Genomic DNA, 20,674 nt, shown 5'->3' on the forward strand with positions numbered 1-20,674 from the left:
TTGATCAGCGCTAAATACTGCTTCACAACAAGGAATGCAAATGAAGAAATTGCTCCCCATCCTTATCGGCCTGAGCCTGTCGGGGTTCAGCACACTAAGCCAGGCAGAGAACCTGATGCAAGTTTATCAGCAAGCACGCCTGAGCAACCCGGAATTGCGTAAATCCGCTGCCGATCGCGATGCTGCATTCGAAAAAATTAACGAAGCGCGTAGTCCTTTACTGCCGCAACTGGGTTTAGGTGCCGACTACACCTACAGCAACGGTTATCGCGATGCGAACGGTATCAACTCCAATGAAACCAGCGCTTCCCTGCAATTAACGCAGACGCTATTTGATATGTCGAAATGGCGTGGGCTCACCCTGCAAGAAAAAGCAGCAGGCATTCAGGATGTCACCTATCAGACCGATCAGCAGACGCTGATCCTCAATACCGCGAACGCGTATTTTAAGGTATTGAACGCTATTGATGTGCTTTCCTATACCCAGGCACAAAAAGAGGCTATCTATCGTCAGTTAGATCAAACGACGCAACGTTTTAACGTGGGTCTGGTCGCCATTACCGACGTGCAAAACGCCCGTGCGCAATATGATACCGTACTGGCGAATGAAGTGACCGCCCGCAACAACCTGGATAACGCGGTAGAAGAGCTGCGCCAGGTAACCGGCAATTATTACCCGGAGCTGGCGTCGCTTAACGTCGAGCATTTTAAAACCGACAAACCCAAAGCTGTTAATGCGCTGCTGAAGGAAGCGGAAAACCGTAACCTGTCGCTGTTGCAGGCGCGTTTAAGTCAGGATCTGGCGCGCGAGCAAATCCGTCAGGCGCAGGATGGTCATCTGCCGACGCTGAATTTAACAGCCTCAACCGGCATTTCTGATACCTCTTATAGCGGTTCTAAAACCAACTCCGCCCAGTACGACGATAGCAACATGGGGCAGAATAAAATCGGCCTGAACTTCTCCCTGCCGCTGTATCAAGGCGGGATGGTTAACTCGCAGGTAAAACAGGCGCAGTATAACTTCGTCGGCGCAAGCGAACAGCTGGAAAGCGCGCACCGTAGCGTGGTGCAGACCGTACGTTCTTCCTTTAACAATATTAACGCCTCCATCAGCAGCATCAACGCGTATAAACAGGCAGTCGTTTCCGCGCAAAGTTCTTTGGATGCAATGGAAGCCGGTTACTCGGTCGGTACACGTACCATTGTTGACGTACTGGATGCCACCACCACTCTGTATGATGCCAAGCAGCAACTGGCCAACGCGCGTTATACCTATTTGATTAATCAGTTAAATATCAAATATGCGCTCGGTACGCTGAACGAGCAGGATCTGCTCGCGCTTAACAGTACGTTGGGTAAACCTATCCCGACGTCGCCGGAAAGCGTAGCGCCGGAAACGCCAGAGCAGGATGCTGCCGCAGACGGTTATAATGCTCATAGCGCTGCGCCGGCAGTACAGCCGACCGCCGCTCGCGCCAACAGCAATAACGGCAATCCATTCCGGCATTGATAAGTTATTTGCTGGCGCTGCGCTTATCAGACCTATGCCCTTGTAGGTCTGGTAAGCGCGGCGCTACCTGTCATAAAGCCGCACCTGAACGTAAGACAACGTAAAGATCCTGCTATTCCGCCGCATTCTCGCCTTTTCTCGCTTCAATTTCGACCAGTCATCCTCTATTCTGAACGCATGTTGTATTTACCACTGGGTCCTGGAAGACAAATATGAAACGGACAAAATCCATCCATCACGCATCATTTCGCAAAAGCTGGAGCGCGCGGCATTTAACGCCGGTCGCCCTGGCGGTTACGGCTGTTTTTATGCTGGCTGGCTGTGAAAAAAGCGATGAAACCGTATCGCTGTATCAAAACGCTGATGACTGTTCAGCGGCGAATCCGGGCAAAAGCGCGGAGTGTACAACCGCGTATAACAATGCGCTGAAAGAGGCAGAACGTACTGCGCCTAAGTACGCTACACGCGAAGATTGCGTCGCTGAGTTTGGCGAAGGTCAGTGCCAGCAAGCGCCCGCACAGGCTGGCATGGCACCGGAAAATCAGGCGCAGGCCCAACAATCCAGCGGCAGTTTCTGGATGCCGCTTATGGCAGGTTACATGATGGGGCGTCTGATGGGCGGCGGCGCAGGCTTTGCGCAACAGCCGCTGTTTAGCTCGAAAAACCCGGCCAGCCCTGCATACGGCAAATATACCGATGCGGCAGGTAAAAACTACGGCGCGGCGCAACCGGGCCGGACAATGACCGTACCGAAAACCGCGATGGCGCCGAAACCTGCTACCACAACAACCGTTACCCGCGGCGGTTTTGGCGAATCCGTCGCCAAACAGAGCACCATGCAGCGTAGCGCTGCCGGTACTTCAACACGTTCGATGGGCGGCTGATACGCATGGAAAGAGTCAGTATTACCGAGCGCCCGGACTGGCGCGATAAAGCGACTGAATACGGGTTTAATTTTCACACTATGTATGGTGAACCGTACTGGTGTGAAGACGCTTATTACAAGTTAACGCTCGCCCAGGTGGAAAAACTGGAAGACGTTACCGCCGAGCTACACCAGATGTGCCTCAAGGTAGTAGAACGCGTCATCGCCAGCGATGAGCTGATGACGAAGTTTCGTATTCCAAAACATACCTGGGGTTTTGTTCGCCAGTCCTGGCAAACGCAACAACCGTCGCTCTATTCCCGCCTCGATCTGGCCTGGGACGGCATTGGCGAGCCTAAGCTGCTCGAAAATAATGCCGACACGCCAACGTCGCTGTATGAAGCGGCGTTTTTTCAGTGGATTTGGCTGGAAGATCAGATCAACGCGGGCAATCTGCCGGAAGGCAGCGATCAGTTTAATAGCCTGCAGGAAAAGCTGATTGAACGCTTTGCTGAACTTCGCGAGCAGTACGGTTTTCAGTTGCTGCATCTCACCTGCTGTCGCGATACGGTTGAGGATCGTGGCACCATTCAGTATTTACAGGACTGCGCGGCCGAAGCGGAAATCGCCACCGAATTTCTCTATATCGACGATATTGGTCTGGGGGAAAAAGGCCAATTTACGGATCTGCAGGATCAGGTCATTGCGAACCTGTTCAAGCTCTATCCGTGGGAATTTATGCTGCGCGAGATGTTTTCCACCAAGCTGGAAGATGCCGGCGTGCGCTGGCTGGAACCGGCCTGGAAAAGCATTATCTCCAATAAAGCGTTATTGCCGCTGTTGTGGGAGATGTTCCCGGACCATCCGAATCTGTTGCCTGCGTATTTCGCCGAAGACGAACATCCGCCAATGGATAAATATGTCGTGAAACCGATCTTCTCCCGCGAAGGGGCGAACGTATCGATTATTGAGAACGGTAAAACGATCGAATCCGTGGAAGGCCCGTATGGCGAAGAGGGTATGATCGTGCAACAGTTCTATCCGCTGCCAAAATTCGGCGACAGTTACACCCTGATTGGTAGCTGGCTGATTAACGATCAGCCCGCCGGAATTGGTATCCGTGAAGATCGGGCGCTGATCACCCAGGATCTCTCCCGTTTCTATCCGCATATTTTTGTCGAAGGATAGATTTTCCTGTAAGCCCGATGCGCGTAGCGCCATCGGGCAACCATTCCGCGCCTTATCCGGCCTACCCCACCTGCACCGACAACATACTTATACTGCCCATCTCAATACCGTCGACCGGGATGGTGATAGGTTCCTTGCCGTCCCAGGCGCCAAGTACATACAGCAAAGGTAAAAAGTGCTCCGGCGTCGGGTTCGATAAGGCCCCCCCTTCATGTTGCAGATAATTCACCAGCGGGTGCTGTTCCACCGGCCCCTGCCACGTCAGATTGGCTTTCACAAAGTCATTAAATGACGCCGCCCAGGGATACGGTATATTGTCACCGTGCCAACGCACAGTCCGCAGGTTATGAACCACATTCCCGCTGGCCACCAGCATCACGCCTTCGTCACGCAGCGTCGCCAGCTTACGACCCACCTCAAAATGCCATGCCGCCGGTTTGGTACTATCAACACTAAGCTGCACCATCGGGATATCCGCATTCGGGTACATCTTGATCAATACGCCCCAGGAGCCATGATCAAATCCCCACGCCTCTTTATCGAGCGCGACGGGAACGGGAGCCAACAGTTCAACCAAACGCTGCGCCAGCGCAGGCGATCCAGGGGCCGGATAATGCGTGTCATACAGCGCCTGCGGAAAACCGCCAAAATCATGGAGAGTTTGCGGCCTTTCCATCGCTGTGACGCCCGTCCCGCGGGTATACCAGTGCGCCGACACCACCATTATCGCCTGCGGTCGCGGTAGGGCTTCCCCCAATCGCCGCCAGGCGCGGGTATAATCGTTATCGTCCAGCACGTTCATCGGGCTGCCATGCCCCAAAAACAATGCTGGCATACACGTTAAAGACATGATGTTATCCTTACAGGAAAGACATTTTGTTAACATCACCATACGCTTTCTTCACGGTGGAAGAACTCAGATAACTATGATGAAGATCATCAGTTATTTTGAAGGTCAGGTTCGGACGGCAAATTGATAAGGAGTAATGGATGTCAGTACCACTTATTCTGACCTTACTGGCGGGCGCCGCCACCTTTATTGGCGCGTTTCTTGGCGTTCTCGGCCAAAAACCGTCTAATCGCGTGCTGGCTTTTTCGCTGGGCTTCGCCGCAGGGATCATGCTGCTCATCTCACTGATGGAGATGCTGCCCGCCGCGCTTGATACCGAGGGAATGTCGCCCGTACTGGGCTACGGGATGTTTATTATCGGCCTGTTGGGCTACTTCGGGCTGGACCGCCTGCTTCCTCACGCTCATCCGCAGGATCTGGTACAAAAAAGGCAGCAGCCGCTTCCCGGCTCGATAAAACGCACTGCGATTTTATTGACGCTCGGCATTAGCCTGCACAACTTTCCGGAAGGGATCGCCACCTTTGTCACTGCCAGCAGCAATCTTGAACTGGGTTTCGGCATCGCACTGGCGGTGGCGTTGCACAATATTCCTGAAGGTCTGGCGGTTGCCGGTCCGGTTTATGCCGCGACGGGCTCAAAACGTACCGCGATTTTTTGGGCCGGTATCTCCGGCATGGCGGAAATTCTTGGCGGCGTGCTGGCGTGGCTGATTTTGGGCAGTCTGGTTTCGCCAATCGTTATGGCGGCTATCATGGCGGCAGTCGCCGGTATTATGGTGGCGCTCTCCGTCGATGAACTGATGCCGCTGGCAAAAGAGATCGATCCTAACAATAACCCCAGCTATGGCGTGCTTTGCGGTATGTCCATCATGGGGCTCAGTCTCGTCATTTTGCAGACGATAGGTATCGGTTAAGAGAAACGTCGCGCCGGATGCAGGCCTTTAGCCAGGCAACATCCGGCTGCCCGTCAAGGATATGCGCTATTTCTGCTCATTCATCACGCTGTCACCTTCGCTCGTCTGGCGAAAACGTTTCGTTCGCGCTTCAAGTAATGCATCTCTGTCCTGCCGAAACGCTCTGCAATACCGCTTCATATGGCAAATATACCCTACTACCACCAGAACGATTAATATTATCCAATACCAGGCAATAAACATCCTTTTTACCCTTAAAATTTAACATCACTAAACATTTAACGTTAAAATTTTACATACCCTTATTTTGACGTATTCATATACTGGCATATTTGTGGAACAAATAAATGATTTTGATCATATAAATCAGTGGTGAAACACAATAATGAAAGAGGTATTAAGCAGAAAACAATGTCGATAAGATCACACTTCGTACTAATTTATATTGTTCTTAAAATATCACACTCCTACTATCGACTCACTCAGGCAATTAAAAAATATTGATACAAAATATACTTTAAAATAAGTAATAGCATCATGACTTATATTTAAATACCAATCATTTACCTCATTTATCATTAATAAAAACATAGTATATACAGAAGTATTATATTTAGAAGTTGTATATAAGGAGATATATCCATGTTTGACCAATACCGGAAAACAATACTTGCCGGTGCCGTCGCACTGACATGCGGACTCACCGCAGCCAGTACGTTTGCCGCAGGTTTTCAACCGGCGCAGCCCGCAGGAAAATTAGGCGCAGTCGTTGTCGATCCTTACGGTAATGCCCCTCTCACCGCACTGGTGGAATTAGATAGCCATATTATTTCAGACGTTAAAGTTACTGTACATGGCAAAGGGGAAAAAGGCGTTCCTGTTACTTATACCGTTGGGAAAGAGTCTTTAGAAACCTATGACGGTATTCCTATTTTTGGCCTTTATCAGAAATTTGCCAACAACGTCACAGTAGAATATAAAGAAAACGGCAAGGCCATGAAGGATGACTATGTGGTGCAGACGTCCGCCATCGTCAACCATTATATGGATAACCGTTCTATTTCAGATCTCCAGCAAACGAAAGTTATTAAAGTCGCGCCAGGATTTGAAGATCGTCTTTATCTGGTAAATACCCATACCTTTACGCCGCAGGGCGCTGAATTTCACTGGCACGGCGAAAAAGATAAAAATGCGGGCATTCTTGATGCCGGCCCGGCGGGCGGGGCTTTGCCTTTCGATATCGCCCCTTATACGTTTGTAGTCGACACCCAGGGTGAATACCGCTGGTGGCTGGATCAAGACACCTTCTACGACGGCCACGATATGAATATCAACAAACGCGGCTACCTGATGGGTATTCGTGAAACGCCTCGCGGCACCTTTACCGCGGTGCAGGGCCAACACTGGTACGAGTTTGACATGATGGGGCAAATTCTTGCCGATCATAAACTGCCGCGCGGGTTCCTGGATGCGTCTCATGAATCCATCGAAACCGTGAACGGCACCGTACTGCTGCGCGTCGGCAAACGCGATTACCGCAAAGAAGACGGCATACATGTTCATACTATTCGTGACCAAATCATTGAGGTCGACAAGTCTGGCCGCGTAGTAGACGTTTGGGATTTAACCAAAATCCTCGACCCTATGCGTGATGCGCTGCTAGGCGCGCTGGATGCGGGCGCAGTATGCGTGAACGTCGATCTGGCCCATGCCGGACAGCAGGCGAAACTCGAACCGGATACGCCGTATGGCGATGCGCTTGGCGTTGGTGCCGGTCGTAACTGGGCGCACGTCAACTCTATCGCTTATGACGCGAAAGACGACTCCATCATCCTTTCTTCCCGCCATCAGGGTATTGTAAAAATTGGTCGCGATAAGCAGGTGAAATGGATACTGGCACCGTCTAAAGGCTGGAATAAGCAGCTAGCCAGTAAATTGCTGAAGCCGGTAGACGATCATGGTAAGCCGTTGACCTGTGACGAAAACGGCAAGTGTAAGGACACCGATTTCGATTTCACCTATACCCAACATACGGCATGGCTTTCCAGCAAAGGCACGTTAACGGTCTTTGATAACGGCGATGGTCGCGGCCTAGAGCAACCGGCTCTACCGACCATGAAATATTCCCGTTTTGTCGAATATAAGATCGATGAGAAGAAAGGCACCGTACAACAAGTTTGGGAATACGGTAAAGAACGTGGATATGATTTCTATAGTCCTATTACCTCGGTTGTTGAATATCAAAAAGACCGCGACACCATGTTCGGCTTTGGCGGTTCTATTAACCTGTTCGACGTTGGTAAACCCACAGTCGGCAAACTGAATGAGATTGACTATAAAACGAAAGAAGTGAAAGTTGAAATTGATGTGCTGTCGGATAAACCCAACCAGACTCACTATCGTGCATTACTGGTTCATCCAACGCAAATGTTTAAATAAATCACGGGAAGGAATTAATATGTCATCTAAATGGATTACCTCTTTATTTAAAAGCGTAGTATTAACCGCGGCATTGGTCACTCCTTTTGCGGCATCGGCTTTTACCGAGGGCACAGATTATATGGTTCTGGAGAAACCGATTCCTAATGCGGATAAAACGCTGATTAAGGTATTTAGCTACGCCTGCCCTTTCTGCTACAAATATGACAAAGCCGTAACAGGTCCGGTTTCTGATAAAGTAGCCGATCTCGTTACGTTCACCCCGTTCCACCTGGAAACAAAAGGCGAATATGGCAAACAGGCCAGCGAAGTATTTGCAGTCCTGATCGCCAAAGATAAAGCTGCCGGGATTTCGTTATTTGATGCTAAATCACAATTCAAAAAAGCGAAGTTCGCCTGGTACGCGGCTTACCATGATAAGAAAGAGCGCTGGTCAGATGGGAAAGATCCGGCGGCATTTATTAAAACCGGGCTGGACGCCGCAGGCATGAGCCAGGCTGATTTTGAAGCGGCGCTGAAAGATCCTGCCGTTCAGGAGACTCTGGAAAAATGGAAAGCCGCCTATGACGTTGCCAAAATTCAGGGTGTTCCGGCTTACGTCGTCAACGGCAAGTACCTTATCTATACCAAAAACATCAAATCCATCGATTCTATGGCTGAACTCGTTCGGGAACTGGCCACTAAAAAATAAGCAGGGAAACGATTATGGATTTTATTAAGGGATTATGGCGAGACCTACGCGCAAGACCAGTAGATACTCTGGTGAGATGGCAGGAACAGCGCTTTCTGTGGCTGTTAATGGCCATCGCGATGGGAGGGTTAATTATCCTGGCGCACTCGTTCTTCCAAATCTACCTCTACATGGCGCCGTGCGAACAGTGTGTTTACATTCGTTACGCGATGTTTGTGATGGTAATTGGCGGGGTGATTGCGGCGATAAATCCCAAAAATATCGTGCTGAAGCTGATTGGCTGCATCGCGGCGTTTTATGGCAGCATTATGGGCATTAAGTTTTCTATTAAGCTTAATGGTATCCATCATGCGGTACATAATGCGGACCCCGATTCACTTTTTGGCGTGCAAGGATGTTCGACTGATCCGACCTTTCCTTTCAACTTACCGTTGGCGGAATGGGCACCGGAGTGGTTTAAACCTACCGGAGACTGCGGTTATGACGCGCCTATCGTCCCTGATGGCGTAACGCTCAGTAGCGTACAGCAGTGGTTTGTCGATCTCTACCAGCAGTCTGAAGGCTGGTATCTGCTTCCGCCCTGGCACTTTATGAACATGGCACAGGCATGTATGTTGGCCTTTGGGTTGTGCCTGATTCTGCTGCTGGTGATGAGCGGCGCCTGGGCATTGAAACTGGCCAGAGGCAAATAACCTGAATAGATAAACCAAAGCAGAGGTCTGCATTCAGGCCTCTGCTTTTCTCACAATAATTTTACCATTCAGCTTATTCGTCGTTCTTTGAAACTGAACAGTATGGCACCGAAGGAATACAAAAAAGCCGATGACATCTCATCGGCTTTTTTCAACCATGATCCGTTCGATCAGCTGGCTTTGCGCTCATGTGCCTGGCGGTAAGCCACCAGATCTTCAATCGTGACCACCGCCATATTATGCTGGCCTGCAAACGCGATACACTCCGGCGCGCGCGCCATCGTCCCATCGTCGTTAGTCAACTCGCACAGTACACCTGCAGGTTTAAAACCGGCCAGCGTCATCAGATCGATGGTCGCCTCCGTATGACCGCCGCGCGTCAGCACGCCGCCCGCCTGAGCGCGCAGTGGGAAAACGTGCCCCGGACGGTTAAGATCGGACGGTTTTGCGCCATCCTTAATTGCCGCACGCACCGTAGTGACACGGTCAGCGGCGGAAACGCCGGTGGTCACGCCTTCTGCGGCTTCAATGGTCACGGTAAAACCGGTGCCGTAGGCGCTGGTGTTGTTTTCCACCATCATTGGCAAGTCGAGCTGCTTACGACGGTCTTCAGTAATGCACAGGCAAACAATACCGCTACCGTGACGAATGGTTAACGCCATCTGTTCTACGGTCATCGTCTCTGCGGGGAAAATCATATCGCCTTCGTTTTCACGATCTTCATCATCAAGCACCATCACACCGCGTCCTTCACGCAGCGCATCCAGTGCAAGTTCAACACGTTCAAAAGGCGTACCAAAAGAGGAAAGTAGCGTCTGATTCATGGTAAAAAAACCTCATTAACATTATGGTTACCAGAATCAGGGCAGTCTTAGGAGTGCCGACAAGCGGCAAAAAAATAACGTGAGCGGGTCCATGCCCGACTGGATCGTTACCCTCTCCCATCCGGACTTTAACCGTCGGCCCCGGAATTACACCGGATCTGCTGACCTTTTCGCTATGGCAAAAAGCGCTCGCGGGCTTTCAACCTGCTCTCCGCGTTCCGTCACGGCGCGCCGTGATGAGAAATGCGTTAAACATCGCTGATTTACCGCCGGTGGGGAATTTCGCCCCGCCCTGAGAATAAGCGGGTTAACTATAACGCTATTGATTACCTTCATCAACGCCTTTACTCCGTATGACGTCACACAATTCTGGTTTATGGCGTCCACATATCGCACTACAATAAGAGCTAACACTTACCAGTTCAGGGAAACCACAATGATTGACCCGAAAAAAATTGAGCAAATCGCACGCCAGGTTCATGAGTCAATGCCGAAAGGTATTCGCGAGTTCGGGGAAGATATCGAGAAAAAAATCCGTCAAACGCTGCAATCTCAGCTGACGCGTCTCGATCTGGTGAGCCGCGAAGAGTTTGATGTCCAGACTCAGGTCTTGCTGCGCACCCGGGAAAAACTGGCGCTGCTGGAGCAACGCCTCAGCGAACTGGAAGCTCGCGACAAGCCTGAAGAAGTAAAACCTGCGCCCGCCATCCCGCCAGTCGATCCACAAGAGTAAAAACGTGAACGGGCCTGACGGCCCGCTCATATAAGATCTGAATAATGCCCTGCACCTGTAAAGGGAGCCTGCATTAGTGTTCTAATTCTAACCTTTTCGCCTGAGTCGCCTGCTGGCAGTAAAGCGCGTAACGCTTGCAAAACCAGTCGCGGTGCTCCTCGTCCATATTGCCGGTTACCGCCTGGATATCAACAGGACGCCCCTCCGCCTGCATTCTGGCAAAACTGCGCGCCAGAAAATCGAAATTATTTAATGAATAGACGTTATTGTTGTTCATCAGCATACCCTCCAGTTATTGAATTCTGTTAAGGCTATATGCTTTTTCTAATTTCAGTATTTCCCTATATGTACGGCGGTTTTATACATAACGTGCGCAAATTTAATGCGCAAAATCACAATATTCACCAAAGATAACGACGGATAAATCGCTTTTCGGACTTAAGGAGATATGGGTCACATGATATTGTAACGCAATGAAATAACAAGCATGAAAATTATCACGCGAACACCCTTCTGAAGGCGGCGACAAGGATAGAAAATATGACCTTATTTGCGGAGTATAACAGCCCCTATCTGTTTGCCATCGCGTTCGTTTTCTTTATCGGCGTGCTGGAGATGATTTCTCTGATTTTTGGCCACTTTCTTTCAGGCGCGCTCGACGCCCATCTCGATCATTATGACGCCCTGTCATCTGGCCCTACGGGCCAGGCGCTTCATTATCTGAATATTGGACGCGTTCCCGCCCTGGTCGTCCTCTGTCTATTGGCCGGTTATTTCGGCCTCTTCGGTATCCTCATCCAGCATGGCGGGATCATGCTCTGGCAAGCGCCGCTCAGCAATCTGCTGCTGGTCCCGTTGAGCATTGTCCTGTCGGTCTTTGCCGTGCATTACAGCGGAAAAATCCTCGCGCCCTGGCTACCCAGAGATGAAAGCTCCGCCCTCAGGGAAGAGGAATTTATCGGCGGCATGGCGATTATTACCGGCCACGCCGCCGTCGCCGGTACACCTTGCGAAGGAAAATTTACCGATAAGTTCGGCCAGATTCACTATTTACTGCTGGAACCCGAAAAGGGAAAAGAATTTAAAAAAGGAGACAAGGTGCTGATTGTCTGCCGACTTTCCGCAACGCGTTATTTGGCTGAGCGTACCTTCTATGTTTAATTGAGAGGAACTTACATAATGGATGATGTTTTTGGCATATTGCCATCATGGATGTTTACCGCCATCGTTGCGGTTATCGTCTTACTAATTATCGGGATCATTTTTGCTCGCCTTTATCGCCGCGCATCTGCGGAACAGGCGTTTGTCCGTACCGGGCTTGGCGGGCAAAAAGTGGTGATGAGCGGCGGCGCTATTGTGATGCCAATCTTTCACGAAATTATTCCGATCAATATGAATACCCTAAAACTTGAAGTCAGCCGTGCTACCGTCGACAGCCTGATCACCAAAGATCGTATGCGCGTTGACGTGGTCGTCGCTTTCTTCGTGCGTGTAAAGCCCTCTGTTGAAGGTATTGCCACCGCCGCACAAACCCTTGGCCAGCGAACGCTGTCGCCGGAAGATCTTCGTATGCTGGTTGAGGATAAATTCGTTGACGCCCTACGCGCTACCGCAGCCCAGATGACGATGCATGAGCTACAGGATACGCGTGAAAACTTCGTTCAGGGCGTACAAAACACCGTTGCGGAAGATTTGTCGAAAAACGGCCTGGAACTGGAAAGCGTCTCATTAACCAACTTTAACCAAACGTCCAAAGAGCATTTCAATCCAAACAATGCCTTTGATGCCGAAGGTCTGACGAAACTGACGCAGGAAACCGAACGCCGCCGTCGTGAACGTAATGAAGTGGAACAGGATGTGGAAGTAGCGGTGCGCGAAAAGAACCGCGACGCGCTTGAACGCAAGCTGGAAATCGAGCAACAAGAAGCCTTTATGACTCTGGAGCAGGAGCAACAGGTTAAAACCCGCACCGCCGAACAAAACGCTAAAATTGCCGCTTTTGAGGCCGAGCGCCATCGTGAAGCAGAACAGACGCGCATTCTTGCTGAGCGGCAGATCCAGGAGACGGAGATCGAACGTGAGCAAGCAGTACGGTCCAGGAAAGTTGAGGCCGAGCGTGAAGTACGTATTAAAGAGATCGAACAGCAACAGGTGACAGAAATCGCCAACCAGACGAAATCTATCGCCATTGCCGCCAAATCCGAGCAGCAATCGCAAGCGGAAGCGCGCGCCAACGACGCGCTGGCCGATGCGGTTCGCGCCCAGCAAAACGTAGAAACCACCCGCCAGACCGCCGAAGCGGATCGCGCCAAGCAGGTCGCTCTGATCGCCGCGGCGCAGGATGCGGAAACCAAAGCGGTCGAACTGACCGTTCGGGCAAAAGCAGAGAAAGAAGCGGCAGAATTGCAAGCCGCCGCCATCATCGAACTGGCGGAAGCAACGCGTAAAAAAGGTCTGGCGGAAGCCGAAGCGCAGCGGGCGCTGAATGACGCTATCAACGTACTATCTGACGAACAAACCAGCCTCAAATTTAAACTAGCGCTCTTACAATCGTTGCCTGCTGTTATTGAGAAGTCTGTTGAACCGATGAAATCCATCGACGGCATTAAGATTATTCAGGTCGATGGCCTCAATCGCGGCGCGATGGCGGGCGACGTCGCCGCTGGCGGCGCTAACGGGGGAAACCTGGCGGAACAAGCGTTATCTGCCGCGCTCACCTATCGTACCCAGGCGCCGCTGATCGATTCGCTGTTAAACGAGATTGGCATCGCTGGCGGCTCGCTAAAGGCGCTGACCACGCCGTTGGTTTCATCGGCAACGGATGAGATTAATCGCGAAGCAACGGTAAAAGAGCAATAATCCCCGCCATATCTCCTGTCCCTGGTCATAAGACCGGGGATTTTTTTATCTTTTTTCCACCTTGTCTGTACAAAGCGTTATGACCAGCAGGCCATTTTGCGTGGGCGATCCAGTAACGCAAAATCGGCGGGAGAAAGCCCTTGCGTCAGACAGGCCACTCACCAACAATCGCGATGTCAGCAAGGGGCTGAAACGGGAAAGCCCCTCCCGAGGAAGGGGCTTTAATAAGGAAAGGGTTATGATGCACCAGGTCATCATACTGATTGTTCTGTTACTGATAAGTTTCCCAGCTTACTAACAGCCAATCAGAGGGGGGAGAGATCCCCTCTCACCCTTATTCCTTTACTTTAGGTCGAAAAAAAAGCAGCGTCAACCGCGAGATACGCGTCGAAACAAAATGTCCGACGCGCCTTCAAAATCAGCGCCCGCAGCGTCTGTAACGCCTGATGACGCGGTTTTACTTTTCGCTCTCGGTCTGGATCTTTTTGATGATATTGGTCGTGGAACAACCATCTTCGAAGTTCAGCACCATGACTTCGCCGCCGTTGGCCCAGACCTCTTCGCTGCCCGCGATCTCTTCCGGCTTATAGTCGCCGCCTTTTACCAGCAGATCCGGCAGAATACCGGCAATCAGTCGTTGCGGCGTATCCTCTTCAAAAGAGACAACCCAGTCGACTGACTCCAGCGCGCCCAGCACGATCATACGCTGTTCGAGCGGATTAACCGGACGGCTTTCGCCTTTCAGACGTTTAGTCGAGGCGTCACTATTGACCGCAACAATCAGGCGGTCGCCCAGTTTGCGCGCGTTCGCCAGATAAGAGACGTGGCCCGCGTGCAGAATATCGAAAACGCCGTTGGTCATGACCACTTTCTCGCCACGCTTACGCGCGCTGGCGACGGCCTGTCTCAACTCCTCTTCGGTCATGACGCCGAAACCGGTATCCGCGCGTCCGCGCACTGCGTTTTCCAGCTCAATAGGGGAAACCGTTGACGTCCCGAGTTTACCTACCACTACGCCCGCCGCCGCATTGGCGAAATAACACGCCTCCTCCAGGGTATTTCCCGCCGCCAGCGTCGCCGCCAGCACGCCGATCACCGTATCGCCCGCACCGGTAACATCATAAACTTCCTGCGCCTGCGTCGGCATATGTAGCGGCGCTTTATTCGGTTGCAGCAGCGTCATTCCCTGTTCGGAACGCGTGACCAACAGCGCGGAAAGGTCGTAATCGGCAATGAGCTTCATACCACGTTCAACCAGTTCGTCTTCGCTTTTACATTTCCCCGCGACCGCCTCGAATTCAGAAAGGTTTGGCGTCAGCAGCGTGGCGCCGCGGTAACGTTCAAAATCCGTTCCTTTCGGATCGATGAGCACCGGCACGCCCGCCTGGCGCGCCAGGGAAATCATAGTCTGCACGCTGGTCAGAGCGCCTTTGGCATAATCGGACAATACCAGCGCGCCGATCGATCCCAGCGCCTGGTTGATACGCTCATGCAACGGCTGCGGGTCCACGCCCTCAAAGCCTTCTTCAAAATCAAGACGAATGAGCTGCTGATTACGTGATAGTACGCGCAGTTTGGTAATCGTCGGATGCGTCGGCACAGAAACGAAGTCGCACTTCACATTGACCTCCGCCAACGTTTTGCTCAGCGCGCGCGCGGCGTCATCAATACCCGTCAGGCCGACCAGACGGGCGTTCGCTCCCAGAGACGCAATGTTCATCGCCACGTTCGCCGCGCCGCCCGGACGTTCCTCAACGGTATTTACCTTAACCACGGGCACCGGCGCTTCCGGTGAAATACGGCAAGTGGGGCCATACCAATAGCGATCCAGCATTACATCACCCACAACCATGACGCCTGCACGTTCAAACGCTGGCAGATTTACTTTCATTCCTGTCTCCTGAGAGATTCAAAATTTGCGCGCGATAATAGCATAATTCAAACGGCTACCAGCCACTTCCGCCAGCTTGCCTGCACCAGCGCGCGCTCTTTGCTAAAACACGTCTGCGCCACATGACCGGGAAGCTCCTGCAACGCCAGGTGGTGCAGTTCATCACGCAGTGTGGTGTAGGCTACCGTCAGCGCCTGCGCTTCGTGTTCATCCATAATGCCGTTTTGCGCCAGAAGCTCCAGGATGCGCACGTTATCAGACCAGCGCGTTAATTTAGGTTTTTCATGAGCGTAGCGCAGTACCAGATATTGCGCGATAAACTCAATATCCGTAATACCGCCTTCATCAGCTTTAATATCAAAACGATCGCGATGCTTATTGCCGAGATGCGCCCGCATTTTCTCGCGCATTTCACGCACTTCAGTCTGCAATGTCTTGCCGTCGCGCGCCGTCGTCATGATAGTGCGGCGTACCGCATCAAACTGTGAGGTAAGTTGTGGGTCGCCATATACCACGCGAGCGCGTACCAACGCCTGATGTTCCCAGGTCCAGGCTTCATGCTGCTGATAATCGGCAAACGCGTCCGCTGAAGTCACCAGCATTCCCGCCGCGCCAGAGGGGCGTAGACGCGCATCCACCTCATACAAAATGCCGGAGGAGGTGCGCGTACTGAACAGATGCATAATGCGCTGCGCCAGGCGCAGATAAAACTGCCGCCCGTCGATTTCACGTTCGCCGTTGGTCATGACGTCCATCGGACAGTCATGCAGGAAGATGAGATCCAGATCGGAACTGTAGCCCAGCTCCCATCCGCCCAACTTGCCATAACCGACAACCGCAAACCCCCGCCCCTGGCGCTCGTCCAGATGCGCTGGCTGACCATAACGCGCAACCATTTGCGTCCACGCCTGCTGCACCACAGCATCAATCATCGCCTCCGCCAGCCATGTGAGGTGATCGCTCACTTTCATCACCGGCAGCGTACCGGCAATATCCGCCGCCGCAATCCGCAAAAGCTGTGCCTGTTTAAACTGGCGTAATGCCTCCAGTTGTTGTTCTTCGTCTTCTTCCGGCACGCGCAGTAAATATTGACGTAATTCGTCGCGGTAAGCGTCGGTAGCCGTCGGCTGATAAAGCGTGCCGGGGTCGAGCAGTTCATCAAGCAACAACGGATAACGCGCCAATTGGCTCGCTATCATTGGCGAAGCGGCGCAGAGCATAATCAGGTGTTTCAGCGCGCCGGGAAATTCGCTCAGCAGCTCCAGATAGGTGGTGCGAGTGACAATCCCCGCCAGCAACGGCGTTATCCGCGATAGCGTAACAGCGGCGTCTTCGCGGGAACAAACGTCAGCAAGCAGGTGCGGCATCAGTTGGTCCAGCACTTGCCGCCCGCGCGGGCCGATAGGGCGTTTATCCAGTTCCTTACGGAAGTCAGCGATGAGGGTCAGAACTTGTCGCCGATCCTCATCGGCTAAATGCGCCAGCACTGGCGTCGAATCATCCTCCTGTAGCGCATCCTGCCATACTTCACGCCACGGCTCTGAACGTTCTTCCTCCTGCGGGGTATCGGCTTCATCATCGCCAATTAATTCGTTGAATACGCGGCGTACATTAGCCATATGATCCGTCAGTTCGCCAACAAGCTGCGGCCAATTCTCCGCCTTCATTCCCCAGGCCAGCCGCGCCCGATTCAGATCGTCGGCAGGCAGCGTTTGCGTCTGTTCGTCATTGATGCTTTGCAGCAGATTCTCCAGACGACGTAGAAAAAGATAGGCCACGCGCAGTTGCGCCACGTCATTCTCAGGCAGCAAATGCAGCGCAGCGATAGCATCCAACGTCGGCAGTAACGAACGCGACTGTAGCGACGGCTCGCGTCCGCCGCGGATCAGCTGGAATACCTGCACGATAAACTCAATTTCACGAATACCGCCCGCGCCAAGTTTAATGTTGTCTTTCAAACCGCGGCGTCGCACTTCGCGGGCGATCATCCCTTTCATATTGCGTAGCGACTGGATGACGCTGAAATCGATATAGCGGCGGAAAACGAAAGGTCGCAGCATGGCGCGTAATTCACGAGACCAGGCGTCGTCGTTATCGCCCATTAGCCGCGCTTTCACCATAGCGTAGCGTTCCCAGTCGCGTCCTTGTTCCTGATAGTAATCCTCCAGCGCGGCAAAACTCAGGACCAGCGGGCCGCTGTCGCCAAACGGTCGCAGGCGCATGTCCACCCGATAGACAAAACCATCCATTGTGGGCTGATCCAGCGCTTTGATCAGCCGCTGCCCGAGACGCGTAAAAAACTGGGCGTTATCGAGTTCACGGCGCCCGCCCCGGGTCTCGCCATGTTCCGGCCAGGCGAAAATCAGATCGATATCAGACGAAAAATTCAGTTCGCCTCCGCCCAGCTTGCCCATGCCTAAAATCAACAGCGGCTGCGGAACGCCCTGCGGGTTACAGGGGGTTCCCCATTCGCGGCAACAGGCGGCATACAGCCAGTCACGCGCCCCCACGATGAGCGTCTCCGCCAGATGGCTCAACTGTTGTAAAATAGTCTCGTCGTCCACCAGCGACAGCGTCTGCGCCCAGGCGATGCGTATCATGATGCGACGACGAAAAAGCCTCAGTTCACGCATCAGCGAGGCGTCGTCACAGACACCTGCCAACGCCTCCTGTAACCAGCCAGCATAATGTCGCCATTCATCAGCCTGCGGCGATGCGGATTCCAGTTCGGCAAGCCACTCCGGATGCGCTATCACGCTATCCAGCGCAAAATCGCTAAATGTAAGTACTGACTTCGCCTGCACGCTAAGCGATGTCTCAGTAAATCCTTCTGGTAGGCGCTCAACAACGGTCTGCCAGTACTGCGATAAGGGTGAAGAGAGCGGCGTCATTTAGGGGATATCCTTTAAATAATGCCGGATGGCGGCGTTTCGCCTGATCCGGCCTACAAGTCCGCATACCGTAAGCCTGATAAGCGCAGCGTCATCAGGCGCTTTCTACGGTTCTGATTATCGTTTTCCGCTGTGCAACCAGAACGGCTGCTGGTTAATGGCCTCATTACGGAAATGTTCAATTTCAATACGTTGCCCGGTAATAATGGCGTGACGCAATCCCTGCCAGTTCTCCAGCCATGCCTGCGCGACCATCGCATCATAATACCCGGCCAGCAGTAAAACGCTGTCAATATCGCGAGTCAAACGCGGCAGCTGGTCGCGATACTTATCACCCAGCGGTTGTCCAAAAACTTTTTTTAATTCAGCAGCATGACGAGAAAGATGAATGTCGGCGAAACGCTTAAAAGAATCGGCCATTTTGGCCTGCGCCTTCGCGTCCAAAAATGGCTGCCAGGCTTTCGTCACCAGCCATTCCGTCAATGCCAGTTTCGCCATCGCCGTTTGCGTACTATAAACGGCTGTGACGGCGGACACCGCGGATGTCATCGTCGCTTCCGCCTGGGTAAGTAGATCACGTAAGTGAGCGCTCGCTTTACGTGGAACAATGCCCCCAAAGAGCATTAAGGCATGGCGCACTAACCCCATAGCATCCAGCACGTGTTCTTTCGCCGACTCGTCGCCGCGCAGCCAGAGCTCTTCATGGTACTGCCACTGTGACAACGCCAGATCCAGCGAGGCCTCCAGCCCTTGCTCTACCGTGGCTTTCGCGGCAGTCCGCAGAATTGCCGTTGGTGTATTCTCTCGCGGCGCATTCCCCTGCGCCAGGTGATAACCTCGCGCCGCCTTACTCAGACTGCCCTGACGCAAACCGGTTTGCGACAGCAGTTGCTTCGCCAGTTTTAACACGGCGCGCGTATCGCCGCGAAGCAACTCAAGCTCCAGCTCACAAATCGGTTCGGCAAACTCGCCCGCTTTTACGTCGCCGAGATCGAGCGCAATTTCAATCCTGCTGCCGTCAACGTCCAGACACCATTTTTCCCGGTAAAAATCGGTACTGAACAGCGGCTGTACGCTTGATGCCAGGCCGGCGGGCAGGTTGCCATCCGGCCAGACCTCCGCCGGAAGTTGCGTCAGATCCAGCACGGGTTCGCTTAGCGCGACATTGTATTCGGGTCGCTGGTGCAGCCCGCCCGTTACCCGGCCGGCAATTTTCATGGTCATTTCATAGCGCCCATTTTCACCACGAATACGTAGTCCCATATCATGGCGGCGTAGCCAGTTATCAGGCGTTTCGAAGTAGATATTCAGCAACTGGCTGGGCGCATGATGCTCACCGCCGAGCGTATGAAGATGATTTCGCAGCGCATCTACGGCGTCGTGATTGACGATAAACTTTAATTCGATTTCCTGAGCCATGGCCTTGTACTTATGGGTTATGTCACATCTGGGAAGATTCTTGGCGAACTTACCCGCATTATTTTTGTCAGTAGATAGTATTTTGCGCCAAATTGCCATGCAACGAGCAATTTGACGGGCGTAAAAGTTTGACGTAGCGGCAAAGGCGACACAGATGATTCCGATTGATGTCGACTACTTTGCGTAGCGACACTGATGCCGTTACTATCGTTCCACTTTCTCTGACAATAACGACAGCCTGATGCCAAAATTACGCCTGATTGGACTAACTTTACTTGCGCTTAGCGCCACCGCCGTCTCTCATGCTGAAGAGACGCGTTACGTTTCTGATGAACTGAATACCTGGGTCCGCAGCGGTCCGGGAGATAATTATCGCCTTGTGGGTACCGTCAACGCCGGCGAGGAAGTCACGCTCTTACAGAGCGATGCCAACTATGGTCAAATTAAAGACAGTTCTGGTCGTACTGCCTGGATACCGTTAAAAGAACTGAATACCACACCAAGCCTGCGTACCCGCGTGCCGGATCTGGAAAATCAGGTCAAAACGTTGACCGATAAACTCAACAATATTGATACCACGTGGAATCAGCGCACCGCCGATATGCAGCAGAAAGTGGCGCAAAGCGACAGCGTCATCAACGGGCTAAAAGAAGAGAACCAGAAGCTGAAAAACGAGCTGATTGTCGCGCAGAAAAAAGTTAGCGCCGCGAATCTGCAACTGGATGACAAACAGCGCACCATTATTATGCAGTGGTTTATGTATGGCGGCGGCGTATTGGGTATTGGCTTGCTGTTAGGGCTGGTGCTGCCGCATATGATCCCAAGCCGTAAACGCAAAGACCGCTGGATGAACTAAATCGCCTTCTCTGCGGCACTGTCTTATCATTAGAGGATGATCGTTTTTAAAA

General features: G+C 52.4%; 19 protein-coding genes and 1 riboswitch. Of the genes, 12 read left to right on the top strand and 7 right to left on the bottom strand.

What is annotated here, in order from left to right; all coding sequences use genetic code 11:
* Window positions 1-34 precede the first annotated feature (34 nt).
* The 3 genes from tolC to ACLJRH_RS10210 all read left to right on the top strand — a co-directional run bounded on the left by tolC (window position 35) and on the right by ACLJRH_RS10210 (window position 3,563).
* A complete protein-coding gene (tolC, locus tag ACLJRH_RS10200; RefSeq protein ID WP_001663008.1) occupies window positions 35-1,510 on the top strand; it encodes an outer membrane channel protein TolC in 1,476 nt (491 codons plus the stop codon).
* Between the two features lie 212 nt (window positions 1,511-1,722).
* Complete coding sequence (locus tag ACLJRH_RS10205) at window positions 1,723-2,394, top strand: DUF1190 family protein (protein ID WP_000831528.1); 672 nt, start codon at window positions 1,723-1,725, stop codon at window positions 2,392-2,394.
* Between the two features lie 5 nt (window positions 2,395-2,399).
* On the top strand, window positions 2,400-3,563 hold the full coding sequence (locus ACLJRH_RS10210; RefSeq protein ID WP_000442833.1) for a glutathionylspermidine synthase family protein: 1,164 nt from the start codon (window positions 2,400-2,402) through the stop codon (window positions 3,561-3,563).
* 61 nt (window positions 3,564-3,624) lie between these two features.
* Here ACLJRH_RS10210 and ygiD read toward each other — a convergent pair whose 3' ends face one another.
* Window positions 3,625-4,413, bottom strand: a complete 789-nt coding sequence (ygiD, locus tag ACLJRH_RS10215) for a 4,5-DOPA dioxygenase extradiol (RefSeq protein WP_023136694.1) — start codon at window positions 4,411-4,413, stop codon at window positions 3,625-3,627.
* A gap of 140 nt (window positions 4,414-4,553) precedes the next feature.
* On the opposite strand from ygiD, the gene zupT reads away from it, so the two are divergent.
* Window positions 4,554-5,327, top strand: coding sequence for a zinc transporter ZupT (gene zupT / locus ACLJRH_RS10220; RefSeq protein WP_000115874.1), 774 nt, complete (start codon window positions 4,554-4,556; stop codon window positions 5,325-5,327).
* A gap of 66 nt (window positions 5,328-5,393) precedes the next feature.
* Here zupT and ACLJRH_RS10225 read toward each other — a convergent pair whose 3' ends face one another.
* Window positions 5,394-5,570, bottom strand: coding sequence for a hypothetical protein (locus tag ACLJRH_RS10225; protein ID WP_000469259.1), 177 nt, complete (start codon window positions 5,568-5,570; stop codon window positions 5,394-5,396).
* A 399-nt stretch (window positions 5,571-5,969) separates the two neighbouring features.
* Between ACLJRH_RS10225 and ACLJRH_RS10230 the strand changes: the two genes are divergently transcribed.
* Genes ACLJRH_RS10230 through dsbI form a run of 3 tightly spaced genes read left to right on the top strand, consistent with a single transcriptional unit; the run spans window position 5,970 to window position 9,149 of the window.
* A complete protein-coding gene (locus ACLJRH_RS10230; RefSeq protein ID WP_000460259.1) occupies window positions 5,970-7,766 on the top strand; it encodes an aryl-sulfate sulfotransferase in 1,797 nt (598 codons plus the stop codon).
* Between the two features lie 19 nt (window positions 7,767-7,785).
* Entirely contained in the window at window positions 7,786-8,457 is a 672-nt protein-coding gene (locus ACLJRH_RS10235) for a thiol:disulfide interchange protein DsbA/DsbL (protein WP_000096230.1), read from the top strand.
* Window positions 8,458-8,471: 14 nt separating this feature from the next.
* Window positions 8,472-9,149 carry a protein-disulfide oxidoreductase DsbI gene (gene dsbI, locus ACLJRH_RS10240; RefSeq protein ID WP_000345576.1) on the top strand — a complete coding sequence of 226 codons (678 nt, stop codon included), beginning with the start codon at window positions 8,472-8,474 and terminating at the stop codon, window positions 9,147-9,149.
* 170 nt (window positions 9,150-9,319) lie between these two features.
* Here dsbI and ribB read toward each other — a convergent pair whose 3' ends face one another.
* Window positions 9,320-9,973: a 3,4-dihydroxy-2-butanone-4-phosphate synthase gene (ribB, locus tag ACLJRH_RS10245; protein WP_001076978.1), complete on the bottom strand. Its 654-nt coding sequence runs from the start codon at window positions 9,971-9,973 to the stop codon at window positions 9,320-9,322.
* 105 nt (window positions 9,974-10,078) lie between these two features.
* Window positions 10,079-10,277: riboswitch (FMN riboswitch) on the bottom strand.
* 132 nt (window positions 10,278-10,409) lie between these two features.
* On the opposite strand from ribB, the gene ubiK reads away from it, so the two are divergent.
* A complete protein-coding gene (gene ubiK, locus ACLJRH_RS10250) occupies window positions 10,410-10,706 on the top strand; it encodes a ubiquinone biosynthesis accessory factor UbiK (RefSeq protein ID WP_000566824.1) in 297 nt (98 codons plus the stop codon).
* 73 nt (window positions 10,707-10,779) lie between these two features.
* On the opposite strand, the gene glgS is transcribed toward ubiK, so the two are convergent.
* Complete coding sequence (gene glgS / locus ACLJRH_RS10255) at window positions 10,780-10,989, bottom strand: cell surface composition regulator GlgS (protein WP_000928927.1); 210 nt, start codon at window positions 10,987-10,989, stop codon at window positions 10,780-10,782.
* Window positions 10,990-11,246: 257 nt separating this feature from the next.
* Between glgS and ACLJRH_RS10260 the strand changes: the two genes are divergently transcribed.
* The 3 genes from ACLJRH_RS10260 (at window position 11,247) to ACLJRH_RS10270 (ending at window position 13,863) form a co-directional block, all read left to right on the top strand.
* Window positions 11,247-11,867, top strand: coding sequence for an OB-fold-containig protein (locus ACLJRH_RS10260; RefSeq protein WP_000171742.1), 621 nt, complete (start codon window positions 11,247-11,249; stop codon window positions 11,865-11,867).
* 18 nt (window positions 11,868-11,885) lie between these two features.
* Window positions 11,886-13,565, top strand: a complete 1,680-nt coding sequence (locus ACLJRH_RS10265) for a flotillin family protein (RefSeq protein ID WP_000342876.1) — start codon at window positions 11,886-11,888, stop codon at window positions 13,563-13,565.
* Window positions 13,566-13,803: 238 nt separating this feature from the next.
* The gene (locus tag ACLJRH_RS10270; protein WP_192936148.1) at window positions 13,804-13,863 is read left to right on the top strand and encodes a type I toxin-antitoxin system Ibs family toxin; all 60 of its coding nucleotides are present in this window, start codon (window positions 13,804-13,806) and stop codon (window positions 13,861-13,863) included.
* 159 nt (window positions 13,864-14,022) lie between these two features.
* Here ACLJRH_RS10270 and hldE read toward each other — a convergent pair whose 3' ends face one another.
* From hldE to ACLJRH_RS10285, 3 genes are all read right to left on the bottom strand, one after another.
* Window positions 14,023-15,456 (bottom strand): bifunctional D-glycero-beta-D-manno-heptose-7-phosphate kinase/D-glycero-beta-D-manno-heptose 1-phosphate adenylyltransferase HldE, encoded by a 1,434-nt coding sequence (gene hldE, locus ACLJRH_RS10275; RefSeq protein WP_000867682.1) that lies wholly within the window; start codon window positions 15,454-15,456, stop codon window positions 14,023-14,025.
* 47 nt (window positions 15,457-15,503) lie between these two features.
* The gene (glnE, locus tag ACLJRH_RS10280; RefSeq protein WP_023136696.1) at window positions 15,504-18,347 is read right to left on the bottom strand and encodes a bifunctional [glutamate--ammonia ligase]-adenylyl-L-tyrosine phosphorylase/[glutamate--ammonia-ligase] adenylyltransferase; all 2,844 of its coding nucleotides are present in this window, start codon (window positions 18,345-18,347) and stop codon (window positions 15,504-15,506) included.
* 117 nt (window positions 18,348-18,464) lie between these two features.
* Window positions 18,465-19,766: an inorganic triphosphatase gene (locus ACLJRH_RS10285; RefSeq protein ID WP_000046223.1), complete on the bottom strand. Its 1,302-nt coding sequence runs from the start codon at window positions 19,764-19,766 to the stop codon at window positions 18,465-18,467.
* Window positions 19,767-20,007: 241 nt separating this feature from the next.
* Between ACLJRH_RS10285 and ACLJRH_RS10290 the strand changes: the two genes are divergently transcribed.
* Window positions 20,008-20,622 carry a TIGR04211 family SH3 domain-containing protein gene (locus ACLJRH_RS10290; RefSeq protein ID WP_001125344.1) on the top strand — a complete coding sequence of 205 codons (615 nt, stop codon included), beginning with the start codon at window positions 20,008-20,010 and terminating at the stop codon, window positions 20,620-20,622.
* Window positions 20,623-20,674: the final 52 nt, after the last annotated feature.

It is taken from the genome of Salmonella sp. SAL04162, from assembly GCF_046551535.1.
Classification (GTDB): domain Bacteria; phylum Pseudomonadota; class Gammaproteobacteria; order Enterobacterales; family Enterobacteriaceae; genus Salmonella; species Salmonella enterica.

Bases quoted from the DNA above. Each gene is read 5' to 3' on its own strand.
- tolC (WP_001663008.1), top strand. From the start codon at position 35: ATGCAAATGAAGAAATTGCTCCCCATCCTTATCGGCCTGAGCCTGTCG.
- ACLJRH_RS10205 (WP_000831528.1), top strand. From the start codon at position 1,723: ATGAAACGGACAAAATCCATCCATCACGCATCATTTCGCAAAAGCTGG.
- ACLJRH_RS10210 (WP_000442833.1), top strand. From the start codon at position 2,400: ATGGAAAGAGTCAGTATTACCGAGCGCCCGGACTGGCGCGATAAAGCG.
- ygiD (WP_023136694.1), bottom strand. From the start codon at position 4,413: ATGTCTTTAACGTGTATGCCAGCATTGTTTTTGGGGCATGGCAGCCCG.
- zupT (WP_000115874.1), top strand. From the start codon at position 4,554: ATGTCAGTACCACTTATTCTGACCTTACTGGCGGGCGCCGCCACCTTT.
- ACLJRH_RS10225 (WP_000469259.1), bottom strand. From the start codon at position 5,570: ATGTTTATTGCCTGGTATTGGATAATATTAATCGTTCTGGTGGTAGTA.
- ACLJRH_RS10230 (WP_000460259.1), top strand. From the start codon at position 5,970: ATGTTTGACCAATACCGGAAAACAATACTTGCCGGTGCCGTCGCACTG.
- ACLJRH_RS10235 (WP_000096230.1), top strand. From the start codon at position 7,786: ATGTCATCTAAATGGATTACCTCTTTATTTAAAAGCGTAGTATTAACC.
- dsbI (WP_000345576.1), top strand. From the start codon at position 8,472: ATGGATTTTATTAAGGGATTATGGCGAGACCTACGCGCAAGACCAGTA.
- ribB (WP_001076978.1), bottom strand. From the start codon at position 9,973: ATGAATCAGACGCTACTTTCCTCTTTTGGTACGCCTTTTGAACGTGTT.
- ubiK (WP_000566824.1), top strand. From the start codon at position 10,410: ATGATTGACCCGAAAAAAATTGAGCAAATCGCACGCCAGGTTCATGAG.
- glgS (WP_000928927.1), bottom strand. From the start codon at position 10,989: ATGCTGATGAACAACAATAACGTCTATTCATTAAATAATTTCGATTTT.
- ACLJRH_RS10260 (WP_000171742.1), top strand. From the start codon at position 11,247: ATGACCTTATTTGCGGAGTATAACAGCCCCTATCTGTTTGCCATCGCG.
- ACLJRH_RS10265 (WP_000342876.1), top strand. From the start codon at position 11,886: ATGGATGATGTTTTTGGCATATTGCCATCATGGATGTTTACCGCCATC.
- hldE (WP_000867682.1), bottom strand. From the start codon at position 15,456: ATGAAAGTAAATCTGCCAGCGTTTGAACGTGCAGGCGTCATGGTTGTG.
- glnE (WP_023136696.1), bottom strand. From the start codon at position 18,347: ATGACGCCGCTCTCTTCACCCTTATCGCAGTACTGGCAGACCGTTGTT.
- ACLJRH_RS10285 (WP_000046223.1), bottom strand. From the start codon at position 19,766: ATGGCTCAGGAAATCGAATTAAAGTTTATCGTCAATCACGACGCCGTA.
- ACLJRH_RS10290 (WP_001125344.1), top strand. From the start codon at position 20,008: ATGCCAAAATTACGCCTGATTGGACTAACTTTACTTGCGCTTAGCGCC.